General features: G+C 64.6%; 20 protein-coding genes. 10 read left to right on the top strand and 10 right to left on the bottom strand.

From position 1 onward, the window contains the following. The first annotated feature begins 3 nt into the window (after nucleotides 1-3). Complete coding sequence (locus tag BRA471DRAFT_RS30175; RefSeq protein ID WP_007614221.1) at nucleotides 4-288, top strand: cupin domain-containing protein; 285 nt, start codon at nucleotides 4-6, stop codon at nucleotides 286-288. Nucleotides 289-380: 92 nt separating this feature from the next. Next, nucleotides 381-1322, top strand: coding sequence for a hypothetical protein (locus BRA471DRAFT_RS30170; protein WP_007614220.1), 942 nt, complete (start codon nucleotides 381-383; stop codon nucleotides 1320-1322). Nucleotides 1323-1346: 24 nt separating this feature from the next. Here BRA471DRAFT_RS30170 and BRA471DRAFT_RS30165 read toward each other — a convergent pair whose 3' ends face one another. Further along, nucleotides 1347-1997, bottom strand: a complete 651-nt coding sequence (locus BRA471DRAFT_RS30165) for a tetratricopeptide repeat protein (protein WP_007614219.1) — start codon at nucleotides 1995-1997, stop codon at nucleotides 1347-1349. 125 nt (nucleotides 1998-2122) lie between these two features. Beyond that, on the bottom strand, nucleotides 2123-2437 hold the full coding sequence (rpsU, locus tag BRA471DRAFT_RS30160) for a 30S ribosomal protein S21 (protein ID WP_007614218.1): 315 nt from the start codon (nucleotides 2435-2437) through the stop codon (nucleotides 2123-2125). Between the two features lie 260 nt (nucleotides 2438-2697). Here rpsU and aqpZ point away from each other — a divergent pair, with 260 nt between their 5' ends. Beyond that, nucleotides 2698-3420: an aquaporin Z gene (gene aqpZ / locus BRA471DRAFT_RS30155; protein WP_007614217.1), complete on the top strand. Its 723-nt coding sequence runs from the start codon at nucleotides 2698-2700 to the stop codon at nucleotides 3418-3420. Nucleotides 3421-3456: 36 nt separating this feature from the next. Here the strand turns inward: aqpZ and BRA471DRAFT_RS30150 are convergent, their stop codons facing one another. Together BRA471DRAFT_RS30150 and purE are read right to left on the bottom strand one after the other, a co-directional pair. Further along, nucleotides 3457-4563 (bottom strand): 5-(carboxyamino)imidazole ribonucleotide synthase, encoded by a 1107-nt coding sequence (locus tag BRA471DRAFT_RS30150; RefSeq protein ID WP_007614215.1) that lies wholly within the window; start codon nucleotides 4561-4563, stop codon nucleotides 3457-3459. Then, the gene (purE, locus tag BRA471DRAFT_RS30145; protein ID WP_007614214.1) at nucleotides 4560-5048 is read right to left on the bottom strand and encodes a 5-(carboxyamino)imidazole ribonucleotide mutase; all 489 of its coding nucleotides are present in this window, start codon (nucleotides 5046-5048) and stop codon (nucleotides 4560-4562) included. Before purE ends, BRA471DRAFT_RS30150 begins: the two co-directional genes overlap by 4 nt. A gap of 141 nt (nucleotides 5049-5189) precedes the next feature. Here purE and BRA471DRAFT_RS30140 point away from each other — a divergent pair, with 141 nt between their 5' ends. Then, the gene (locus BRA471DRAFT_RS30140) at nucleotides 5190-5975 is read left to right on the top strand and encodes a GGDEF domain-containing protein (protein WP_035974395.1); all 786 of its coding nucleotides are present in this window, start codon (nucleotides 5190-5192) and stop codon (nucleotides 5973-5975) included. Here BRA471DRAFT_RS30140 and BRA471DRAFT_RS30135 read toward each other — a convergent pair whose 3' ends face one another. From BRA471DRAFT_RS30135 to BRA471DRAFT_RS30125, 3 genes are all read right to left on the bottom strand, one after another. Further along, the gene (locus BRA471DRAFT_RS30135; RefSeq protein ID WP_007614211.1) at nucleotides 5976-6227 is read right to left on the bottom strand and encodes a hypothetical protein; all 252 of its coding nucleotides are present in this window, start codon (nucleotides 6225-6227) and stop codon (nucleotides 5976-5978) included. Nucleotides 6228-6250: 23 nt separating this feature from the next. Then, nucleotides 6251-6469 carry a hypothetical protein gene (locus BRA471DRAFT_RS30130; protein WP_007614210.1) on the bottom strand — a complete coding sequence of 73 codons (219 nt, stop codon included), beginning with the start codon at nucleotides 6467-6469 and terminating at the stop codon, nucleotides 6251-6253. A 117-nt stretch (nucleotides 6470-6586) separates the two neighbouring features. After that, nucleotides 6587-6793 carry a YdcH family protein gene (locus BRA471DRAFT_RS30125; protein ID WP_007596255.1) on the bottom strand — a complete coding sequence of 69 codons (207 nt, stop codon included), beginning with the start codon at nucleotides 6791-6793 and terminating at the stop codon, nucleotides 6587-6589. 327 nt (nucleotides 6794-7120) lie between these two features. Here BRA471DRAFT_RS30125 and BRA471DRAFT_RS30115 point away from each other — a divergent pair, with 327 nt between their 5' ends. Next, on the top strand, nucleotides 7121-7300 hold the full coding sequence (locus tag BRA471DRAFT_RS30115) for a YdcH family protein (protein WP_007596254.1): 180 nt from the start codon (nucleotides 7121-7123) through the stop codon (nucleotides 7298-7300). Between the two features lie 167 nt (nucleotides 7301-7467). On the opposite strand, the gene BRA471DRAFT_RS30110 is transcribed toward BRA471DRAFT_RS30115, so the two are convergent. Next, the gene (locus BRA471DRAFT_RS30110; protein ID WP_035974393.1) at nucleotides 7468-8571 is read right to left on the bottom strand and encodes an NAD(P)/FAD-dependent oxidoreductase; all 1104 of its coding nucleotides are present in this window, start codon (nucleotides 8569-8571) and stop codon (nucleotides 7468-7470) included. 202 nt (nucleotides 8572-8773) lie between these two features. Between BRA471DRAFT_RS30110 and BRA471DRAFT_RS30105 the strand changes: the two genes are divergently transcribed. The 5 genes from BRA471DRAFT_RS30105 to BRA471DRAFT_RS30085 all read left to right on the top strand — a co-directional run bounded on the left by BRA471DRAFT_RS30105 (nucleotide 8774) and on the right by BRA471DRAFT_RS30085 (nucleotide 15928). Further along, nucleotides 8774-11458: an EAL domain-containing protein gene (locus BRA471DRAFT_RS30105; RefSeq protein WP_007614207.1), complete on the top strand. Its 2685-nt coding sequence runs from the start codon at nucleotides 8774-8776 to the stop codon at nucleotides 11456-11458. 40 nt (nucleotides 11459-11498) lie between these two features. Next, nucleotides 11499-12956: a glycerol-3-phosphate dehydrogenase gene (locus BRA471DRAFT_RS30100; protein WP_007614206.1), complete on the top strand. Its 1458-nt coding sequence runs from the start codon at nucleotides 11499-11501 to the stop codon at nucleotides 12954-12956. 74 nt (nucleotides 12957-13030) lie between these two features. Continuing rightward, nucleotides 13031-14200: an ABC transporter ATP-binding protein gene (locus tag BRA471DRAFT_RS30095; RefSeq protein ID WP_007614205.1), complete on the top strand. Its 1170-nt coding sequence runs from the start codon at nucleotides 13031-13033 to the stop codon at nucleotides 14198-14200. Further along, the gene (locus tag BRA471DRAFT_RS30090) at nucleotides 14197-15111 is read left to right on the top strand and encodes an ABC transporter permease (RefSeq protein ID WP_007614204.1); all 915 of its coding nucleotides are present in this window, start codon (nucleotides 14197-14199) and stop codon (nucleotides 15109-15111) included. The genes BRA471DRAFT_RS30095 and BRA471DRAFT_RS30090 overlap by 4 nt, the downstream gene beginning before the upstream one ends. 4 nt (nucleotides 15112-15115) lie before the next feature. After that, nucleotides 15116-15928, top strand: coding sequence for an ABC transporter permease (locus BRA471DRAFT_RS30085; RefSeq protein WP_007614203.1), 813 nt, complete (start codon nucleotides 15116-15118; stop codon nucleotides 15926-15928). Between the two features lie 14 nt (nucleotides 15929-15942). On the opposite strand, the gene BRA471DRAFT_RS30080 is transcribed toward BRA471DRAFT_RS30085, so the two are convergent. Next, nucleotides 15943-16515, bottom strand: a complete 573-nt coding sequence (locus BRA471DRAFT_RS30080; RefSeq protein WP_035974391.1) for a hypothetical protein — start codon at nucleotides 16513-16515, stop codon at nucleotides 15943-15945. Next, nucleotides 16490-17017: a hypothetical protein gene (locus BRA471DRAFT_RS30075; RefSeq protein ID WP_231170987.1), complete on the bottom strand. Its 528-nt coding sequence runs from the start codon at nucleotides 17015-17017 to the stop codon at nucleotides 16490-16492. The genes BRA471DRAFT_RS30080 and BRA471DRAFT_RS30075 overlap by 26 nt, the downstream gene beginning before the upstream one ends. Between the last annotated feature and the right edge of the window lie 87 nt (nucleotides 17018-17104).

Below are 17104 nucleotides of genomic sequence, written 5' to 3'. Positions count from 1 at the left end.
CCGATGCTTGCCGCCAAGTCCGAAGTTCAGGTCGACAATGAGCAGGTTCGGGTGACCGAGTGGCGGCTCGCGCCAAACAGCGCCACCGGGCATCACACCCACGGCATGGACTACGTCATTGTTCCCGTGGTCGCAGGGGAAATGACCATCGTGGCACCCGATGGCGAGCGGACCAAAGCACAGCTTGCAGCCGGGAAATCCTATTTTCGCAAGGCCGGCGTCCAGCACGACGTGCTTAACGAAACCGCAACCGAGATCGTGTTCCTTGAGGTTGAGCTGAAGTCGTAAGTCCGGCGTACCCCTTTGCCATTGATCCGTCGCAGTTGATCCCTCACTATGCCTCAAAGTTCCCGCATCAGATCGCGCGGGGAGTGGCCGGAATGCTGAAATACGTCGCTAAAATCTCGATGGACATCTTCCCCTCGGTGCTCGCAACGATCATCGGGGCGTACATCGTTAATCATTACATCAACGCCAAGCCGGCGGCGGATGCACCCGCGGCCGTGATGGCGCCCGCCGAGGCGGGCAAGAACGGCAAGCCCGCGGATGTGGCCAACCTCCCCGCGCCCGGCGTCAAGGCCAAGGGCATTTCCGAGAAGAAGGTGACGGACAAGCCGGCGGCCGAGAAGGCTGCGGATCAGCCCGCCGCGGAGGCCAAGACCGCGGACGTGGCCCCGGCCGAGGCCTCGCCGCGCGGCAAGCCGTCCGCGCGCGAGAAGGCGGTCGCCAAGTCCACCCCGGCCATCAGTGCACCCGCCCCCCCCACCCCGGTGGTGGAGGCCAATTCGGCGCCGGCTGCTGCCGCGCCGGCCGCAACCCCCGACGCCAACGATCTCGTGCGCGCCGCGATCGAGCGCCTGCGCAAGTCGCCTGAGAGCAAAGCGGCTGAGGCCAAATCTTCCGACACCAAGTCTTCCGACAACAGGTCTTCGGAGACCAAGTCGCCCGAGAAGACTCAGGAGCCTGCGGTGCGTGAAGCCGCCCGCACCCCGGAGGCCCCGCGTATCATTCCCGTGGATACGTCATCGGTTCGTCCGTTGCCGCCGCCGATCACGGTCTCGACACCCGCAGCGGAGGCCTATGGCAATGGCGGCTCGTCGCAGCCGAGCCCGCCCTATACCGCTTCGGTCGGCAACGAGAACCCGAATCGGCTGACACCGCCGGCTGATATTCCGGTCCCGATGATTGCGCCCCCGCTCGATCTGCGCGCCGATGCCGGCGCGTCCATGCCGCGGCCGAAGACCAATGTCGCCGACGACATGCTGTCGGGCGTCAAGTCCATGTTCCACTCCGTTCTGCCGAAGGGCGTCACCCCGGATTAAGACGGCGCTTCCGCGCCAGAATCGTCAGCCGCCGACGCGGGCGAGGCCGCTGCGGGCGGCATCGTCGCGCGGACGAAGCGAGACCGCCTTGGTGTAGGACGCCGCCGCCTTGGTCCTGTCGCCCAGCCGTTCATAGGCTTGCCCGCGGATGGTCCAGACCTGGGCATTATGTGGATCGGCCTCGGAAGCCTCATCCAGATCGGCCGCGGCCTCCTTGGCCTTGCCGAGGGCGAGATAACTGGTGGCGCGGCCGAGCAGCGGCTCGACCTTCTGCGGGTTAAGGCCGCTCGCCGCGCTGAAATCGGCGATCGCGAAATCGTGCTGGTTCTTGCCCTGGTAGATCAGGGCGCGGCCATAGAGTGCCTGCGCATTATAGGGATCGAGTTCGACCGCGTGATTGAATTCATCGAGCGCGGCCGTCGTCTCGCCGGACTTTGCCAGGGCCTGGGCCTTGGCCGTATGGGCCTGGGCTTCGCTGACGTTGACTGCGCTGACCACGTTCTCGGCGGTCGCAGCTGCCTTGGGTGCCTCCTGCGGCTTCTCCTTCTCCGGCGTCAGCGATCCCAGGTCGAAGGAGCAGCCGCACAGCGAGATTCCCATCAAGGCCAGCGCCAACGGCTGCAGCAGGATCTGGCGTAACCGCGCCAAGCCGCGCTTGGGGAAAGGGGAGGCCATCTACGGTTCGCTCGCGCCAGTGCCGCATCGGTAGTGCCCCATCCCAGCAAGGCACCGCTCACAAAACAATAACGCGGGCCAGGGGCCCGCGTCATCGAAAACTGAAGTGTCTCAAGTCCGGAAAATCAGCGCGGTCCGCGCGGACCAGCACTTGCACCTGCACCAGCACCCGGGCCGCCGCGACCGCCGCGATCACCGCCGGGGCCGGCGCCGAACACCGGCTTCGGCTTCATCGGCAGCAGGCCTTCGCGCTGCAGCTTCTTGCGGGCCAGCTTGCGTGCGCGACGCACGGCTTCGGCCTTTTCACGGGCCTTCTTCTCGGAGGGCTTTTCGTAGTGACCGCGGAGCTTCATCTCGCGGAAAATACCCTCGCGCTGCATCTTCTTCTTCAGCGCCTTGAGGGCTTGATCGACATTGTTATCGCGAACGAGAACCTGCACGCGGCATCCTCTTCAGTGGATCGGATTTGAATTCTGGTAAGTCAAAGGGGATGGCGAAACGCACAAGCCCTTAACCTTGAGGGCGCGGATGTATCAGACAAAACCTGGGATGTCCACCGGCCAAGCGGGTTTTCGGGCCAAGTTCAGCCATTAAATGAGGCAAAATACCTCTGTGCGGCCCTGATTTGGGAGATTCGACGCCAAGGGTGGGGCCGTTTTCGGGGCTTTGTTCCGGAATCTTTGAAAGCAGGGGACGCCACATGGATATGAAGAAATACGCGGCCGAGGCTATCGGCACCTTTTGGCTTACATTCGCAGGTTGCGGAAGTGCCGTGATCGCAGCCGGCTTTCCGCAGGTCGGTATCGGTCTGGTCGGTGTCTCCTTCGCATTCGGGCTGAGCGTGGTCACCATGGCCTATGCGATCGGCCACATCTCAGGCTGCCATCTCAATCCGGCCGTCACCGTCGGTCTTGCTGCCGGCGGACGTTTTCCGGCCGGACAGATCCTGCCTTATGTGATCGCACAGGTCGCCGGCGCGATCGTGGCGGCGTGGCTGCTCTACGTCATCGCAAGCGGAGCTTCCGGCTTCGACGTCAGCAAAGGGTTCGCGTCCAACGGCTACGACGCCCATTCTCCCGGCCAGTACAGCATGATCGTGTGCTTCCTCACCGAGGTGGTTATGACCATGATGTTCCTGTTCATCATCATGGGCGCCACCCACGGCCGCGCGCCGGTGGGCTTTGCACCGCTGGCGATCGGGCTTGCACTGGTGATGATCCATCTCGTCAGCATCCCCGTCACCAACACCTCGGTGAACCCGGCGCGCAGCACGGGGCCCGCGCTGTTCGTCGGCGGCTGGGCGCTGTCGCAGCTCTGGCTGTTTTGGGTCGCGCCTCTGATCGGCGGCGCGCTGGGCGGGGTGATCTATCGCTGGCTCAGCGACGAACCCACCGGCGTCGTCGCGGGCGCGAAGACGGCGTAATCGCAAAGCGGGATCGCGGCATGCGCCGCGGCCCCGCTAATTCCCGGTCGTGGGTCGCACTTCGGTGACGTGGCCCATCTTGCGGCCCGGACGCGGCGCGCCCTTGCCGTAGATGTGCACGGTCGCGCCCGGCACGCTCAGCCACTTGTCATATTCGTTGATCTCGTCGCCGATCAGATTGGTCATGGTGACGACTTCGCCGTGGCGCACGGGCTTGCCGAGAGGCCAGCCGGCAATGGCGCGAATGTGCTGCTCGAACTGCGAGACGGACGCACCGTCGAGCGTCCAGTGTCCGGAATTGTGCACGCGCGGAGCGATCTCGTTGACCAGCACCTTGGGTCCGCTGCCGTTGGCGAGCACGAACATCTCGACGGCAAGCACGCCGACATAATCGAGCGCGCCCGCGATCTTGCCGGCGATGCTGCGCGCTTCCTCGGCGAGCAGGTCCGGGATGCGCGCGGGCGCACGGGAGATCTTCAGGATGTGGTCGCGGTGCTCGTTTTCGGTGACGTCGAAACACTCGACCTGGCCTGTGGCCGAGCGGGCGGCGATCACGGAAATCTCACGTTCGTAGGGCACGAAGGCTTCCAGGATCGCCGATTTGGTGGCGAGACTGGTCCACACTTTCGCGATGTCGTCGCCCTCGCGGATGATGGCCTGGCCCTTGCCGTCATAGCCGAAGCGGCGGGTCTTCAGCACCGCCGGAAGGCCGATCCTGGCGATCGCCTCGCGCAATGACGGGACCGAGGTGACGTCGGCATAGGCTGCGGTGCCGATGCCCAGCCGCGTCACGAAATCCTTCTCGGCGAGCCGGTCCTGGGTGGTCTCGAGGATCTTGCGGTTGGGCAGCACCGGGCGGCGCGCATCCAGCACCATCGCGGCCGCGGACGGCACGTTCTCGAATTCGTAGGTGATGACGTCGACGTCGTTGGCGAACAGCTCGAGTGCTTCGACATCGGCATATTCGGCGCAGGTCGCATTCAGGACGACGTCGAAGGCCGGTGAGTCCGGATCGGGCGAGAACACCTGGCAGCGCAGGCCGAGCCGGGCTGCCGCCATGGCCAGCATCCGCCCCAATTGTCCGCCGCCGAGGATGCCAATGGTGTCGCCGGGCTTCAGCTTCACCTGCTTTGCGTCAGTCACGCCTTGTCCTCCGGACGCTCGGCCACGGCTTCGGTTTGCGCCTTGCGCCAGGCGGCGAGGCGGTCGGACAAGGCCGGGTCGGACAAGGCCAGCACGGCAGCCGCCAGCAGCGCCGCATTGATGGCACCGGCCTTGCCGATGGCGAGGGTGCCAACCGGGATGCCTGCGGGCATCTGGACGATCGAATAGAGCGAATCGATACCCTTGAGCGTCCTGGATTCAATCGGGACGCCGAACACGGGCAGTTCCGTCAGCGCCGCCGCCATTCCGGGCAGGTGGGCTGCGCCACCCGCGCCGGCGATGATGACCTTGTAGCCAGCCGTCTTGGCGCCTTTGGCGAACGTAAACAGCCGGTCGGGGGTGCGGTGTGCCGAAACGATGCGGGTATCGGCGGCAACGCCGAGTCCTGCGAGCGTATCGGCGGCATGCCGCATCGTGTCCCAGTCCGACTGGCTTCCCATGATGATGGCGATCGGCGCGGTCATGACGTGAATTGTGCTCGAAAAACAGGAAGATAGGCCAGATTAGCGGTTCCGGCCGGTGGCTCGCAAGGCGGTGGCAAGGAGAAGGGAATGCACTATCCTGTCTTGGTGAATCCCCGCAAGCCTTCATTGAGCAGGATGCCCATGAAGAAACCAAAAAGGGCGAGCGCTGCGAAGGCCAAAAAGGGCCCGAAAACCAGCGCCGGTCGCTCCAAAGTTGCTCTCAAGCGTCGGGCCAAGAGGCCGCCCGAGAATCCCGCTAAGCGTCCGGCGCGGCGTCCGGCCAGACCGCCGCGGCGCGAAGCGTCTGCCGATGACGGCGCCAAGCCGGCCGTTAAGGCGGCTATCAAGCCGGCCATCAACGCGACCATCCGCGAGCTCCGGAGCAAGCTCAAGGGGGCGCTGCGGCGGGTCGCGGAGCTGGAGGCTGCCGCCGACACCGACTTCCTGCTCGAAATTCCGAACCGGCGCGGCTTCGAACGCGAGCTCGCACGCGCCGTAGCCTACATGAAGCGCTACCGTGCCAGCGGCGCGCTGATCGTGCTCGACGTCGATCGGCTGAAGCCGATCAACGATTCCTTCGGCCATGCGGCCGGCGACGAGGTGCTGAAGGCGATCGCCACCACGCTGACGCGGCAGATCCGCGCCTCCGACGTGGTCGGCCGGCTCGGCGGCGACGAGTTCGCGCTGCTGCTCTGGAATCTCAGCGAGACCGACGCCAAGGCGAAGGCCGCAGCCTTCGAGCAGGCCATCGACGAATTGTCCTTTGTCTTTCGCGGCCAGCACGTGAGCGCGGGCGCTTCCGCCGGCGTTGCCCTGCTTGGGGTGCAGTCCGACGCCGCGCGCGCCCTGGAGGAGGCCGATGCCGCGATGTACGTGCGCAAGGCGCACCGGCGGCACGAGCCGCGCATCAGGCTCGTCAGCAGCTAGTCAAAGCGTGCCGAGGTCTTTCGGTACGTCGCCGAAGCTGCGGAGCAGTTTGGCGTCACCGAATTCGCCGGTCATGGGATCGCCGCTGCGGCTGAACGCGACGGCGCCGGTGTGGCCGGCGCCGTGCGACATGATCTCGGCGCGCCGTAGCGCGGCCGCCGCGCTCTGGCATTCCTCGGCCGCACCTGCGACCGGCGATCCGTCCTCGTCGGTCAGGAAGGGTAATGCAACGTAATAGGTGACATCGGACATGGTCGGCTCCGATAGCTGACAGCTCAGGCGGCGCTGCTCTTGCTCCGCATCTTGCTGCGCGAGGTCTCCGGAATGCACCCGGCGGAAACCGCCGCCTGCAATTCCTCCAGCTCGGCCTCCAGATATTCATTGGCCATGATCAGCGCCTTGATGGTGCTGCGCAGATTGCCGTCGCACATCGCGATCGCCTGATCGCAGGCTTGTTCATAATGGCTGTTGTCGAGAAGGGCGGTTGCCGACATCTGCGTGTTCCTTGGACGGTTTCCCCGGGGGCTTGGGTGCTCAAATGTTCTTATTTTGTTCCTTTCGAGTCAAGCGGATTTACGTGCCGGGGGGGCCGCCAAGTTTCTACCTGTGGATCAGGCGATGATGTCGGGCGTGATCTGGTCTTCGATGAACGCGATACGGTCACGCAACAACAGCTTGCGTTTCTTCAACCGCTGCAACCGCAACAGGTCGGGGGCGGGCGATTGATGCAGTGCATCGATCGCCACATCGAGATCTCGGTGTTCCTGGTGCAACCGGGCGAGCTCGGATTCGAGTTCGCGCGCATCTTCATTGGTCATGTCTGCGGTGGCCGAAAAACCGATAGGCGTGAGATTAAGGCTGTGGATGCCCTGTGGAAACTATCGTCCTTGCGCGCCGTGATCGCAAGCGATCTCCGGCTGTCCCGCGTCGATCTCCCGCGAGATATTTCTGCGGTCGCTCCGGCGTTGCGCAAGCGCATTGATATCACGGATTTTTCCCGCGTGGTTCCCTTACTCACGCTTCGTTACATATGTATTTTCAAAAATGACACTGCGACGACGGATACCCATCGACAGAACGAATCGGTGATGTACACTTCGTCGTCCGGTCGAATCCAAGGTTCACCCCTACCGAGGAGGTTTCGAATGACAATTCAGGCACATCTGGTTGAATTGGAACGGAAGCATAAAACTCTCGAAAACGAATTGCACGAAGCTCTCGTGCACCTTTCAACAGACGACCTGCAAATTGTTGAGTTGAAGCGCCGGAAGTTGATGGTCAAGGACCAGATCGAGCGTCTCAGGCACGGCGACACGCTCCACTAGTAACCCCTGCAACAGCGTAGAGTTGAACGTACCCTTTCTAGCAGGGATGGGAGCCTTTGCGCTCATCCCTGCTGCGAGGCGCGCACGTGCAAGGATTCGCGCGGCTCCGGCGCCTTGTTTGGCCGCGGTTCTTTGCACGTGACCAGACTTCAGTTCGCTTTTGAGCGCTAGGTGTTTGCGAGTTCGGCGACGTGATCCGCGATCGCGAGCGATGACGTCAATCCGGGTGACTCGATGCCGAACAGATTGATCAGGCCGTCGACGCCGTGATCGCGCGGGCCCTGCATCAAGAAATCCTGCGTAGCCACCGCCGGCGGCACGATCTTCGGGCGGATACCCGAATAGCTCGGCATGAGCGCGCCGTCAGGCAGCGTCGGCCAGTATTTGCGTATCGCCGGGTAGAAGCGCTCGGCGCGTGACGGGTCGACCTCATAGTCGATCGTCTCGATCCACTCGACGTCGGGGCCGAAACGGGCCTGCCCTGCCATGTCCAGCGTCAGATGCACTCCTAGGCCACCGGGCTCTGGCACCGGATAGATCAGGCGCGAGAACGGTGCTCTGGCATTGCAGCTGAAGTAGTTTCCCTTGGCGAGGTAGGCCGTCGGGATCCGATCCAGCGGCATGCCCTCGATGCTGCGCGCCACCGTGGTCGCCGAGAGCCCGGCGGCGTTGACGAGGAGGCTGCATTGCAGGGTCATCGGCGCTTCGCCGCCCGCCTCGATCTCGATGACGCCGGCAGTCGCCTTGGCACGGATCAGCGGGGTGTGGAACGCGAACGCCGCGCCCGCATCCTCGGCTTCGCCGCGCAGCGAGAGCATATAGGCGTGACTGTCGATGATGCCGGTCGACGGCGACAGCAGCGCGGCGTCGCAGGCGAGCGCCGGCTCCAGCGCACATGCCGCATCGCCCGTGAGCAACTGCATGTCGAGCACGCCGTTGGCCTCGGCATGCGCCTTGATCGATTGCAGCTTCTCGGTCTCTTTCGGATTGGTCGCGACGATCAGCTTGCCGCAATTCCTGTGCGGGATGCCGCGCTCGGAACAGTAACGGTAGAGCGCGTGCTTGCCGTCGACGCACATGCGCGCCATCCAGCTTCCGGCGCGATAGTAGATGCCGGCATGGATCACCTCGCTGTTGCGCGAGGAGGTGATGGTGCCGATGGCCTCGGCTTCCTCGAGCACGATCACCTCGCGCCCGGCTTGCGCCAGCTTTCGAGCCACCGCGAGCCCGATCACGCCAGCTCCGATGACGACGCAGTCGACCCTATCCATGGTTGTGCAGGACGTCCGCTCGAAGCGACGATGGCCTCACGCCTGGGGAGGGCGGCGCGGGGGCGTTTTCCGTTAAGGAAGAATTTATCATGTCAGGGCAATTGCCGTATTTGATGCCACATTTTTCCGTTGCGCGTACAGGCGTTTACCCGATCCAAACCCGCGAGACCAGACAATCCGACGTTGAAATCGCGGGTGGCTGATGGCTGAGAAGAACTGGCACGCGGGCAGCGCGCTTCCGATTGCGGTGCAGGCCGTCGTGTGCTTGGCCGCAGCGGTGGCGCCTGCGCGCGCCTTTGCCCTCTCCGACAGCTTCACTCCTCCGAGCTATCTCGGCGAGCTCAATCCCGACGTGATCTGGGAAGCCCTGATCGCGGGCGTCGTGATCTGCTCGTTCCTCGTCGCGATCGCGCTGTGGATCCATTCCTCGCTGCGCCGGACCAGGCGTCTGCAGCTGCGGCGCAATGCCTTTGTCTCCTCCGCCATGAACAATCTCAACCAGGGCGTGGTGATGACGGATGCACAGCGGCGCATCATCTTCTGCAACGATCGCTATCTCGATATCTACGGCTTGATGCGGTCGGACATCTGGGCGGGCATGACCGGCCACGACATCCTCGAGCTGCGGCGCCAGCGAGGGGTGCTCGGTGCTTCCGACGATGAGTTCTACGAGAAGGCGGCAAGCCCGAATGGCCTGATCACCGAACTGCCGGACGGGCGGGCCATCCTGGTGAAGTATTTCGTGCTGCCCAACGGCGGCTCGGTGGCGACGCATCTGGACGTCACCGAGCAGCGCAAGCTATCGCGGCAGCTCGCCTCCACCAAGCAGTTCCTGGAAACATTGCTGGACCACGTGCCGGCCTGCGTGGCCGCGAAGAACATCGAGGATGGTCGCTACATCTTCGCCAATAGCGCCTATGAGCGCTTCTGGGGATTTTCGCGGGACCAGGTTGTCGGCAAGAACGCGCGCGAGCTGTTCGGGCCGAAATCGGCGGCCAGCATCGAGGCGACCGATCGGGCGGCGCTGATCGCGCCCGCCGGCCAGTACCGCAACGAATTCGAGGTCGAGCGCGGCGCGACCCAGCGCATGGTGGCCTCGATCCGGATCGTGGTCCGCAACGAGAGCAACAAGCCTGAATTCCTGCTGGTGGTTTTCGAGGACGTTACCGACCGCCGCTCGCTGTCGCAGGAGCTGGAGAGCACGAAGAAGTTCCTGGAGCTCGTGGTCGATAACATCCCGGTGGCGCTGATCGTCGAGCAGGTCAAGGACGGTCGCTACCTGCTCGCCAACCGCAGCGCTGAGACGATCCTTAACCGCAGGCGCGAGGAAGCCACGGGCCTGACCGCGTCCGACATTTTCAATCCCAAGGAAGCCAAGCTGATCATCGCGCGCGACGAAGCCGCGATCAAGAAGCGTGGGATGATCACCGAAGAGCACCCGATCTCCACCAAGGACGGGCTGCGGCTGTTCCTCACCCGCCGCGCCACCGTGCTGAGCGACACCGGGGAGCCGCAATATCTGATCAAGACCCACGAGGACGTCACCGATCGCCGGCAGACCGAGTCGCGCATGGCGCACATGGCCTATCACGACGGCCTCACCGATTTGCCGAACCGTGCCGCATTCCTGCAGGCGTTGACCCAGATGATCGAGGCCTGCGAGGGCACCGGCGAGGAGTTCGCGGTTCTGTGCGTCGATCTCGACGGCCTCAAGGAGGTCAACGACGTCTTCGGTCATGCGCACGGCGACAAGCTCCTGGTCGAGGTGGCCCAGCGGCTCCAGGACTCCGCGCGCGGCGGCGTGGTGGCGCGCCTGTCCGGCGACGAGTTCGGCCTGATCATCGACGGCAAACAGCCGGACGCAGGTCTCGCCCTGGCGCAGCAGATCGGTGCTGCGATCGCCAAGGAATTCCAGATCGAGGGCCGCCCGGTCCGCGCCGGCGTCACCACCGGCATGTCGATCTTCCCGCACAACGGCGCCGACGCCGCCTCGTTGCTCGCCAATGCCGGCGCGGCGCTGTTCCGCGCCAAGCAGAAATCGCGCGGCACGATCAGCCTGTTCCAGCCGGAGATGGACCAGCAGATCCGCGATCGTCGCGTGCTGCACCAAGACCTTTCGGTGGCGATCAAGAACGGCGAGCTGTCGCTCGCCTTCCAGCCGCAGGGCGCCGCGGGCCTCAGTGTCGCCGAGAGCGAGATCATCGGCTTCGAGGCGCTGGCGCGCTGGCAGCATCCGGTGCGCGGCCAGGTCTCCCCGGCCGAATTCATCCCGATCGCGGAGGAAAGCGGCCTGATCGTCGAGATGGGCGAGTGGATCCTGCGCGAGGCCTGCCGCGAGGCCGCGTCCTGGCCGAAGCCGCTTCAGATCGCGGTCAACCTGTCGCCGGCCCAGTTCATGCACGGCGACGTGGTCGGGCTCGTCCATTCCATCCTGCTCGAGACGGGTCTCGCACCCGGCCGGCTCGAGCTCGAGATCACCGAGGGCGTGCTGATCGAGGACTTCGATCGCGGTCTTGCGCTGCTGCGCCGGCTCAAGGCGCTCGGCGTGCGCATTTCCATGGACGATTTCGGCAGCGGCTATTCCTCGCTGAGCTATCTCCAGGCGTTCCCGTTCGACAAGATCAAGATCGACCGCGCCTTCATCATCAATCTCGGCCGCAACCCGCAATCGGCGGCGATCGTGCGCGCGGTGATCGATCTCGGCCATGGCCTGGACATGTCGATCGTCGCCGAGGGCGTCGAGACGCTGGAACAGCTCGTCTTCCTCGCCGAAGAAGGCTGTGATGGCGTGCAGGGCTATCTGCTCGGCAAGCCCCTGCCGATCGGGCAATATGCCGGCCTCGTCGGTCGCGCCGAAGTCATGGAGCTTGCGCTCAAGACCGGCTAGTCATGGTGGGCGCTTCTTTCGCTTCCCATTCGACGGCTTCATGGCGGATTACGATTTTGCGATCATCGGCGGCGGCCTGAACGGTGTCAGCCTCGCGCGCGATGCCGCCGGCCGCGGCCTGCGGGTCATCCTGTTGGAGCAGGGCGATCTGGGCGGCGCGGCGTCCTCGGCAACACCGCGGCTGATCCATGGCGATCTCTCGGTGCTGGAACGGCGTGGCTTCCGACGGGTGCGCCGGGCGCTCGCCGAGCGCCGGACCTGGCTCCGGATCGCGCCGCATCTGGTTCGGCCGATGCGCTTCGTGATCCCGGCGCATTCCGACGAGCGCCCACCATGGCTGCTGCGCGTGGGCCTGCTCCTCTACGACAGCCTCACCAGCCGGAGCGGCCTGCCTGCAACGGCGACCCTCGACATCACGCATCATCCGGTCGGCAACGCGCTGAAGCGACCATTCGGCACGGCCTTCGAATATTCGGATTGCGTCGTCGACGATTCCCGACTGGTGGTGCTCACGGCACTGGGTGCGGCCGAGCGCGGCGCCGTGATTCGGACTGGAGCGCGCTGTGTGCGCGCCGATCGAACCGACACATGGCGGCTCGCGGTGGTCGACCGCGGCCATCGTCGCACGATCACGGCCCGGGCACTGGCCAACGCCACCGGCGGCTGGACGTCGATGGTCGCCGAGACCGTGCTGCGGCAGCCGCAACCCGCCATGGCGGCGATGCAGATGAGCCAGATCATCGTCCCGCGCTTGTTTGATTCCGATAACGTCTACGTCTTCCAGAACAGCGATGGCCGGCTGATCTTCGCGAGTCCCCTCGATCGCGATTTCACCCTGATCGGAACAGTCACGCACGATTTCACCGGCGATCCCGCGATCGTCGCGATGCCGGGTGCCGACGTCAGCTATCTCTGCGAAGCGGCCAGTCGCTATTTCCGCGAGCGCGTTGCCCCGACCGACGTGGTGCGCGCGGTCTCCGGCGTCAACCTGACGCTGGCGTCCGTGCGCGGGCGTGATGGCACGACGCTGTTCCACGCGCGCCGGCGCAAGGCGCCGCTGATCACGATGTTCGGGGGTGACGTCACCACCTCGCGCCTGCGGGCGGAGCGTGCGGTGACGAAGTTGACGCCGTTCTATCCGATGTCGCCGCCCTGGACCGCAGGCGTGGCGCTACCGGGCGGAGATTTTGCCTGGGATCGTTTCGACATCGAAGTCGATCTTGCGCGTGACCGCTGGCGCTTTCTCTCGGAGACGCAGGCCCAACGCCTCGTCGCGGCCTATGGCTCGCGGCTATCGGCTGTGCTTGCCGAGGCGAAGACCCGGGACGATCTCGGCCCCGCCTTCGGTCCCGAACTGACCGGGGCCGAGGTGCGCCATCTCATGGCCCACGAATGGGCGCGTTTTCCCGAGGACATCCTGTGGCGCCGCTCCAAGCTCGGCCTGACGATGTCAGCGCAGGAATGCGATGCGCTGGCCGCGTTCATGGCGAATGCGTGAACGAACCGCCTCTAACCGGTTGAGTGAGGGACGATCGGCCGCTAGCGTGCGGCGGGATTGGGGTTGGCAGGGACATGACTGACGAATTGCCCGGAACAGACGCCGCCGCGGAGGCGGTTGGAGAGACGCAGTTCGCGGCCGGCGAGCCGCTGCTGCGCATCGAGGGCGTCGCCAAGACGTTCGGGACGTTCCGGGCCGTCGACGGCGTGTCGCTCGACATCAAGGCCGGCGAGTTCTTTGCACTGCTCGGGCCCAGCGGCTGCGGCAAGACCACGCTTCTGCGCATGCTCGCCGGTTTCGAAGCGCCGGATCAAGGGCGCATCCTGCTCGGCGGCAAGGACATCGCGCAGGCGCTGCCGCATGAGCGGCCGATCAACATGATGTTCCAGAACTACGCGCTGTTTCCGCACCTGTCGGTGCGCGACAACATCGCCTTCGGCCTGAAGCGCGCCGGCATGGCGCGCGCCGACATCGTCACGCGCGTTGCGGAGATGGTCGCGCTGGTGAAGCTCGATGGGCTCGAGAAGCGCAAGCCCGATCAGCTCTCCGGAGGGCAGCGCCAGCGCGTGGCGTTGGCGCGCGCACTGGCGCGGCGCCCGCAGCTCCTTCTGCTCGATGAGCCGCTCGCAGCGCTGGACAAGAAGCTGCGCGAAAGCACCCAAGGCGAGCTGATGGAGCTTCAGCGCCGGCTCGGCATGACCTTCATCATCGTCACCCACGATCAGGAAGAGGCGATGACGATGGCGAGCCGGATCGGCGTGATGAGGGAGGGCAAGCTCGCGCAGGTGGCGAGTCCCCGCGAGCTCTATGAGGCGCCACGCTCGCGCTGGATCGCGGAGTTTGTCGGCGACATCAATTTGTTCGACGCCGAGTCCAAATTACGCGACGGTCATCGTCTGGTCATAGGCACGCGTGATGCGGGACCGCTGGTGGTGGCGGAGCCGCGCGGGCCGTTCGGTGAGGTCAGATTATCGGTTGCGATCCGCCCCGAGAAGATCAAGCTGTCGCGCCGTGGTCCGGTGAGGGAAGCCGGTCATGAAACGGCCATCAACCAGCTGGACGGCGTGATCGCCGACATCTGCTATCTCGGCGGAACCACCACTTACAAGGTGAAGCTCGATGCCGGAGGGATGCTGCAGGCCTCGGTCGCCAACAGCGCGCGCCTTGACGTCGACGCCTACAGCCTGAACCAGCCTGTCGTCGCCTGGTTTACGCCCGACGACTGCGTGGTGCTGCCCTCATGAGCGCGCGCCGCATTTTTGCGCGACCGGCTCGACTTGCCGCGATCGCGCCCTATGTCTGGATGGTGCTGTTCTTCCTGGTGCCGTTCGGCTTCGTGCTGAAGATCAGCCTGTCGCAGACGGCGATCGCGCAGCCGCCTTACGAGCCGGTGTTCGACCTGATGGCGGGATGGGGGGCGCTGAAGTCCGCCTTTGCCGCGCTGTCGATCGACAATTTCCGGCTGCTCGTCTCCGACGACATCTACGTGTTCGCCTATGTGCGTAGCCTCACCGTCGCCGTCACCGCGACCGCGCTGTTGCTTCTGATCGGCTATCCTATCGCCTACGGCATGGCGCGGCTGCCGGCGCGCTGGCAGGCCGTGGCGATGGTGCTGGTGATCGTGCCGTTCTGGACTTCGTTCCTGATCCGCATCTATGCCTGGATCAACATCCTCCAGCATGACGGGCTGCTCAACCAGATCCTGCTGGCGCTGCATCTGGTCAGTCAGCCGGTGGTGTGGCTCTCCACCGACAACGCGATGTATATCGGCATCGTCTATTCCTACCTGCCGTTCATGATCCTGCCGCTCTACGCCACGCTGGCCAAAATGGAGCCGGTGCTGGAGGAGGCCGCCTCCGATCTCGGCGCACCGCGCTGGCAGGTGTTCTGGCTCGTCACCTTCCCGCTGTCGCTGCCCGGCGTCGGCGCCGGCGTGCTGCTGTGCTTCATCCCCATCGTCGGCGAGTTCGTCATTCCGGATCTCCTGGCCGGCTCCAATTCCCTGATGATCGGCCAGACCTTGTGGCTCGAGTTCTTCACCAACAAGGACTGGCCGGTCGCCTCCGCCGCGGCCATCGTACTGCTGGTGGTGCTGCTGGTCCCGCTGCTGCTGTATGAACGGCTGCAGAAGCGGCAGCTGGAACAGGGGCGGTGAGGCGATGCGCAAGGTCTCCCGCCTGTCCCGCTTCAACGTCGCCTCGCTCGCGCTGGGTCTGGCCCTCCTCTATCTGCCGATCCTGATCCTCGTCATCTATTCCTTCAACGCCTCGCGGCTGGTGACGGTGTGGGGCGGCTGGTCGCTGCGCTGGTATCACGAGTTCTTCAATGACCGCGCCATGATCGAGGCGGCCTGGATGAGCCTGCGCGTCGCGGTTTCGTCGGCGACCATTGCGACCCTGATCGGCACGCTCGCCGCATTGGCGCTGTCGCGCGGCGAGCGGTTTCGCGGCCGCACCCTGTTCTCCGGCATGCTCTACGCGCCATTGGTGATGCCGGAGGTGATTACCGGATTGTCGCTATTGCTGCTGTTCGTGGCGCTGAACGCCGAGCGGGGCTTCTGGACCGTGACGATCGCGCACACCACGCTGACGACGTGCTTCGTCGCCGTCGTCGTGCAGTCCCGCCTCGGTTCGCTCGACCGCTCCTTGGAAGAGGCCGCGATGGATCTCGGCTGCGATCCCGTGCGCGCGTTCGTGGCGGTGACGCTGCCGCTGATCGCGCCCGCGATCGTCGCGGGCTGGATGCTCGCCTTCACGCTGTCGCTGGACGATCTCGTGATCGCGAGCTTCACCACCGGCCCGGGCTCCGCGACGCTGCCGATCCGGATCTATTCAGAGGTACGGCTGGGGGTGAAGCCCGAGATCAACGCGATCTGCACGCTGGTGATCGCCTTGATCGCGGTCGTCATCGTGATCGCCTCGCTCGCCTCGAAATTGTCGAGCTCGCAGGGCGAGAGCGCGGCGCCGTTGTGAGAAAGGCCTGCCTCTCAGAAAGCGGCCAACACCCATTTGGCTCCGTCGGCGCGCAAGACGTAGATTTTGCCGCGTGCCAACACGGTTTGGAAGTCGGTATTTCCCGTCCCAACGATGGCCTTGAGATCGCCGTTGGCAGCGTCGACCGTCAGGACCTGGCGGGGCGCCAGTTCGATCCTTTGCGCAACGCCGCCGACAATGAACTGAAAGCCGAGCGGCTGACCGGCATCGTTGTAGAATCCGACGCTCGTTGCGCCGACTACGGGGTCGGCCAGCAGCCGAGACGGAAGAGACGCAGCGACATTCGTACCCATCGTGGCGCCGGGGGACGTGTGGCCTGGCGCCAAAGTCGGCAGATTGGGAGAGAATACGTGCGGCGCCAGATCAGGCCTGATCGCGTTTCTCTCAATCGTGGTCTGCAGATTGGGAGCACGCAAGCCGAGATTTCCGACTGACGGGGCCGATTGACCTGATGCGATCTGCGTCGACAGGATCAGAATGAGGCCGGCGGTTGTTATGGCGGTGCGTAAGCAGTCCATGACGATACCCTCTTGTCCGACGTTAACCTCTTGCTGCCGGCGCGGCATTGCCGCCTGCCGGTGGTGCAGGTTGATTGGGAAGAGCCTCGTTGGCAGTATCTGGAGCCGGCGGACGGCTTGAGGATTCTTCGATCGCTCCCGGCGTCGACTTGCCGAAAATATATCCGACGATCGTGCCGAGAAGGCTGAATACGGGCGCTGTCTGCGTGTCGGTGTAGCCGGCGACGATCAGGAACAGTGCGGCAAAAACCACGAGAAGGATCAGGAAGGCCTTGTAAAATTCCTGCGTGAGCTTGCTGATCGCCGCCATCACGCACAGCAGGATTGCCATGGCGACCACCAATGCGATCGCGAGGCCGGTTAACCAGAATTCATAGGGCGTCTTGTAGGTGACGTAGCCTTGAGGCTGCACGGTCTTGGCGGCCTCCGTTCCTGCGGATGATGATCCCGACGGTGGCGGTGCGTTGGTGATGCGCTCCTGGTTGAGGCCTGGAGCCGTCGCGGTGGCGCTTGGAGTCGGATTTTCAGGAAGCTGCTGCGCGTAGGCCAAGCTCCCGCACGACAGAATCAGCACAATTGCGGCAAATCTCATCACTCTGCGAAGCAGCATTTCGCTATCCGTCAGGCAAATGGATGG

This window comes from Bradyrhizobium sp. WSM471 (genome assembly GCF_000244915.1).
Classification (GTDB): Bacteria; Pseudomonadota; Alphaproteobacteria; order Rhizobiales; family Xanthobacteraceae; genus Bradyrhizobium.
The sequence above is the reverse complement of the archived record's forward strand: the minus strand, read 5'-3'. Positions and strand labels throughout refer to the sequence as shown.

Bases quoted from the DNA above. Each gene is read 5' to 3' on its own strand.
- BRA471DRAFT_RS30165 (WP_007614219.1), bottom strand. From the start codon at position 1,997: ATGGCCTCCCCTTTCCCCAAGCGCGGCTTGGCGCGGTTACGCCAGATC.
- BRA471DRAFT_RS30170 (WP_007614220.1), top strand. From the start codon at position 381: ATGCTGAAATACGTCGCTAAAATCTCGATGGACATCTTCCCCTCGGTG.
- BRA471DRAFT_RS30095 (WP_007614205.1), top strand. From the start codon at position 13,031: ATGACTGACGAATTGCCCGGAACAGACGCCGCCGCGGAGGCGGTTGGA.
- aqpZ (WP_007614217.1), top strand. From the start codon at position 2,698: ATGGATATGAAGAAATACGCGGCCGAGGCTATCGGCACCTTTTGGCTT.
- BRA471DRAFT_RS30080 (WP_035974391.1), bottom strand. From the start codon at position 16,515: ATGCCGCGCCGGCAGCAAGAGGTTAACGTCGGACAAGAGGGTATCGTC.
- BRA471DRAFT_RS30090 (WP_007614204.1), top strand. From the start codon at position 14,197: ATGAGCGCGCGCCGCATTTTTGCGCGACCGGCTCGACTTGCCGCGATC.
- BRA471DRAFT_RS30135 (WP_007614211.1), bottom strand. From the start codon at position 6,227: ATGTCCGATGTCACCTATTACGTTGCATTACCCTTCCTGACCGACGAG.
- BRA471DRAFT_RS30130 (WP_007614210.1), bottom strand. From the start codon at position 6,469: ATGTCGGCAACCGCCCTTCTCGACAACAGCCATTATGAACAAGCCTGC.
- BRA471DRAFT_RS30110 (WP_035974393.1), bottom strand. From the start codon at position 8,571: ATGGATAGGGTCGACTGCGTCGTCATCGGAGCTGGCGTGATCGGGCTC.
- BRA471DRAFT_RS30085 (WP_007614203.1), top strand. From the start codon at position 15,116: ATGCGCAAGGTCTCCCGCCTGTCCCGCTTCAACGTCGCCTCGCTCGCG.
- BRA471DRAFT_RS30125 (WP_007596255.1), bottom strand. From the start codon at position 6,793: ATGACCAATGAAGATGCGCGCGAACTCGAATCCGAGCTCGCCCGGTTG.
- BRA471DRAFT_RS30140 (WP_035974395.1), top strand. From the start codon at position 5,190: ATGAAGAAACCAAAAAGGGCGAGCGCTGCGAAGGCCAAAAAGGGCCCG.
- BRA471DRAFT_RS30175 (WP_007614221.1), top strand. From the start codon at position 4: ATGCTTGCCGCCAAGTCCGAAGTTCAGGTCGACAATGAGCAGGTTCGG.
- BRA471DRAFT_RS30115 (WP_007596254.1), top strand. From the start codon at position 7,121: ATGACAATTCAGGCACATCTGGTTGAATTGGAACGGAAGCATAAAACT.
- BRA471DRAFT_RS30105 (WP_007614207.1), top strand. From the start codon at position 8,774: ATGGCTGAGAAGAACTGGCACGCGGGCAGCGCGCTTCCGATTGCGGTG.
- BRA471DRAFT_RS30100 (WP_007614206.1), top strand. From the start codon at position 11,499: ATGGCGGATTACGATTTTGCGATCATCGGCGGCGGCCTGAACGGTGTC.
- purE (WP_007614214.1), bottom strand. From the start codon at position 5,048: ATGACCGCGCCGATCGCCATCATCATGGGAAGCCAGTCGGACTGGGAC.